Source organism: Loktanella sp. SALINAS62 (genome assembly GCF_018263905.1).
GTDB lineage: Bacteria > Pseudomonadota > Alphaproteobacteria > Rhodobacterales > Rhodobacteraceae > Loktanella.
Genome location: NZ_JAAFZU010000028.1, coordinates 1 through 3,563, shown reverse-complemented (window position 1 = coordinate 3,563; position 3,563 = coordinate 1). Strand labels below are relative to the sequence as shown.

General features: G+C 58.3%; 5 protein-coding genes and 1 pseudogene. 3 read left to right on the top strand and 3 right to left on the bottom strand.

Annotated features, from left to right (window positions below; translation table 11 throughout):
* The 3 genes from GZH79_RS10160 to GZH79_RS10150 form a co-directional block, all read right to left on the bottom strand.
* The coding region (locus GZH79_RS10160) for a pilus assembly protein TadG-related protein (protein WP_249219102.1) at window positions 1-685 on the bottom strand (685 nt) is incomplete at its 3' end.
* 1 nt (window position 686) lies between these two features.
* Window positions 687-1,091, bottom strand: a complete 405-nt coding sequence (locus GZH79_RS10155; RefSeq protein ID WP_211643680.1) for a TadE/TadG family type IV pilus assembly protein — start codon at window positions 1,089-1,091, stop codon at window positions 687-689.
* A gap of 290 nt (window positions 1,092-1,381) precedes the next feature.
* A complete protein-coding gene (locus tag GZH79_RS10150; protein ID WP_211643679.1) occupies window positions 1,382-2,041 on the bottom strand; it encodes a TetR/AcrR family transcriptional regulator in 660 nt (219 codons plus the stop codon).
* A gap of 110 nt (window positions 2,042-2,151) precedes the next feature.
* On the opposite strand from GZH79_RS10150, the gene GZH79_RS10145 reads away from it, so the two are divergent.
* From GZH79_RS10145 to GZH79_RS10135, 3 genes and pseudogenes are all read left to right on the top strand, one after another.
* Window positions 2,152-3,045 (top strand): NmrA family NAD(P)-binding protein, encoded by an 894-nt coding sequence (locus GZH79_RS10145; protein WP_211643678.1) that lies wholly within the window; start codon window positions 2,152-2,154, stop codon window positions 3,043-3,045.
* A gap of 23 nt (window positions 3,046-3,068) precedes the next feature.
* A pseudogene (locus GZH79_RS10140) lies at window positions 3,069-3,281 on the top strand (epoxide hydrolase N-terminal domain-containing protein); the annotation flags it as partial.
* A partial coding sequence (locus GZH79_RS10135) for an epoxide hydrolase N-terminal domain-containing protein (RefSeq protein WP_249219101.1) occupies window positions 3,271-3,563 on the top strand: 293 nt, incomplete at its 3' end. The pseudogene GZH79_RS10140 and the gene GZH79_RS10135, both read left to right, overlap by 11 nt.

The window sequence follows — 3,563 nt, the reverse complement described above, 5'->3', positions numbered from 1 at the left end:
CATCGTTGCGTTCAAATCCTGACTTCGGCAGGTCAAGGTCTTCGACATTCGGCATGCCGACAATTGTACCCGGCTGAAAATAGTTGTTCTGGTTTAGTGAAACGTAGCTGTTTGAATGGATGCAAAAACCGCTCAGCACGGAATTGTTTGACTGCATGTCTACCACGCCTTCAGCGATGAACCCCTCACGCAGACAACCCGGTCGATAGGTGGCAAAGATAGTCTCTGCGCGGAGCTCAAAGTCTTCGATGCCGATCATGCGGAAAAGAAACGTATTGGCTGCGTTGTTTCTGTCGCGGTCGAGAGAGGTGACGACACGGACGGCGGTCTTAGAGTCGGGATCTGCGGTGAAGGTTCTGGTTTCACTTAGGAATGTGCCAAATTCGATGTCAGTCGTTGTCAAGGCACCTTTGAACGAGGCGCCGCCAAGTATCTGGTCCGTAAGGTCGACTGCATCGGCGCGCGCCTGCTCATGCTTTTGGGTTGAGCGACGATATAGTGCTGCATGAGCGGCCTGATCTGCCGCAATTTGAAGCTGGTCCTTGGTTGCGCGCAGGTAGGTCACATCAAGCGCGATGGCCCCGATCGTCGCGACGGACATGAATGTGAACAGCCCCAGAACGGTTCCAGCACCTGATTCACAGCGCCCGAAGTCGCCAGTCATTTTGGAAAGGCGGCACAACATTCTACTGCTCCAAATAATGGCTCGAAACGATTGTAAGTTCGAAATTGCTAAGACCAGGTATGCTGCCGACGGCTGTAAGCTGGTTCGCCGGAACCACGACTTTTGTCGTCACAATCCCCGTGGTGCTATTGATTATTGCGTCAACAATCCCAGAATAGCCCAAGCCTGACATCAGGGTATTCACGCGGCTTTCAAGGGCGGCCTCGGAATCAATGGCACCGACCGAAAGCGCACGGTTTGCATCCTGCAGGATCTGCAGCGTCTGACTTTTGCCGTAAAATATGAACGACGCATCTGCAATCATGACGAACATGTAGAAGAAAGCAGGTATCCACAGCACCATTTCTACCGTGGTGCTACCATGTTCTTCGCGCCAATAGCGCCGCAGCTTCGAAACCAGAAACATGAGATTACCTCAACTAAGCTGAGGTTGAAAATTAACCAACAATTAGGCATTTTTAGGGCTGAACCGAAATATAGTTCCGATATGTCAGGTTTCTGCGGCTTGTTTTCCAGCACGTTTGGGACGCGGCGCGCGAACTACTGATGTGCCGTCAGATAATCGCGGCCCTGCGTGGGACGATCCTCGCCCACCCCCTCGTCCCGACCCATGCTGCCGCCTGCCCTGCCCTGTCCGACCCCAAGCCCTGTTGGCCAAGAGGTCGCCATTCCCATGGCAATCGCGTGAAATAAATTTCAGTCCAGATCGTGCAGCGATCCGTTTCGGTCCAACGTATCGAGTGCAAATGCGATCGTGCCTTCGATCTTGGCGGCGGACATCGCAGCGTCGCGTCCGGTCAGGGCCGCCAGTATGATCGGTGCGAACGTCAGGTCGAGAAAACGTTCGGCAATCGCCATATTTTGGTCAGATGGCGCGGAATCTTGATGATCTGAAGCTACTGCACGCGCGACGATATCGACCACACGGGATCGCGCCATGGCGTCCACCTCTGCGATAATGTCAGGAAAGCGGCGCGCCTCTGTCAGGAACAGACGCATCAGCGCAAGCGGGACCGGAGAGATGGCTTGCGTCAAAACCGCCTTGCCCACGGTCGCAAGTCGGTCCCTTGGCGTGCCATCTGTCAGGGCGGGTGCCTGCATCGTCAGCGCACCGCTATCTACAGCATGCCGGACGACGGCCTTGAACAGCGCATCCTTTCCTGCATAGCGCGCGTAAAGACTGGCCTTGCCGACTTGCGCCCGTGCCACGACGGCCTCGCAGCTTGTCGCCGCCACCCCGTCACTCAGAAACAGTTCGGTCGCAGCGGCGAGTATGCGCGCGGTCACATCGCCTTCGTTCTCGCGCCGCGGACGCCCACGACGGGTGCTGGGCTTGGATTTTAGTTCTGCAGTCATGAGCGAAGTAATAGCAGGTCGACACGCAAAATAAAACTGAACGATACCGTTTCAATTAATAAAATGCAGTGTATATCACCCAACAACGACACATTGGCAAAGGGCCGAACATGAACAGCAACACAGTGATCCTTGCGGGCGCGACGGGCGACCTTGGGGAACGCATCGGTCGCGCACTCTTGCGCAAGGGCGCCACGGTCCGCGCGGTCGTGCGCCCCGGCACGTTGCAGGACAAGATACGACATCTGAAAACGCTCGGGTTTACGCTGGCAGAAAGTGGATACGATGTCCCTTCGCTGACCGCCTGTTTCGACGGTGCAACCTGTGTCGTCTCTGCACTCAACGGTCTGGATGACGTCATCATTGGCCAGCAGGGCGCTTTGCTGGATGCAGCGGTCGCGGCGGGCGTGCCGCGTTTCATCCCGTCCGACTTCTCGCTCGACTACACACGCACCCGCCCCGGCGAGAACCGGAACATGGATCTGCGCCGCACATTTCGGGCGCGCCTTGATGCAGCGCCGATCCGCGCGACCTCTGTGCTGAACGGTGCCTTCTCGACAGTGCTGACGGACGACGCGCCCATCCTTCTGCCACGGGTCCGGCGCGTGCTGCACTGGGAGGATGCGCACCAGCCGCTTGATTTCACGACCAAGGATGACGTGGCCGATTTTACCGCCGATGTGGCCCTTGACCCCGACGCACCACGCGACCTGCGCATCGCAGGGGGCAGTGCGTCAGCGACGGAACTGGCCGCAATCGCAAGCGCGCTGTCAGGACAGCGGTATCGCACCATGCGGGCGGGCGGCATGGGGCGGCTTGGGGCGTTGATCCGGCTGACGCAGCGGTTGGCACCGGCCAAAGGCGACGTGTTCCCGGTATGGCAGGGCATGCAATATCTGCGCGACATGATGAGCGGACGCGGACAGCTGATGGCCAACGACAACGCACGTTACGGCAAAGCCGACTGGACGGCCATCCACACCATGATGTCGGGCCGGGTCTAAAGTCTGAAACAGCAGGACTGACCGTGACAGACGACATCACGCCATTTGCCCTGAACGTGCCGCAGGCCGACCTTGACGATCTCGCGACCCGACTTGACCGGATCAGGTGGCCAGACCTATCACCCGATGTGGACGGGCGTCAGGGTCCACCGTTGCACAAGATCCGCGCCCTGATCGACCATTAGCGCACATCCTACGATTGGCGGCGGTGCGAGGCGCTTTTGAATGGGTTGGGACAAAGCCGCAGCGAAATCGACGGCGTGGATATTCATTTCCTGCACATCCGGTCCCCCCGATGCAAACGCCATGCCGCTTCTGATGACCCACGGCTGGACAGGCTCCGTGCTGGAGTTCCGCCTTGTGATCGAACCGCTGGTCAACCCAACCGCGCACGGCGACACGGCAGACGATGCGTTCCACCTCGTGATCCCTGACCTGCCACTGAACTTTCATCCGGCGGGAACCGGAGCCCTTTGGGTTGATAGGCCTATTTGCGCAGGTGGAGCAACCGACATCCG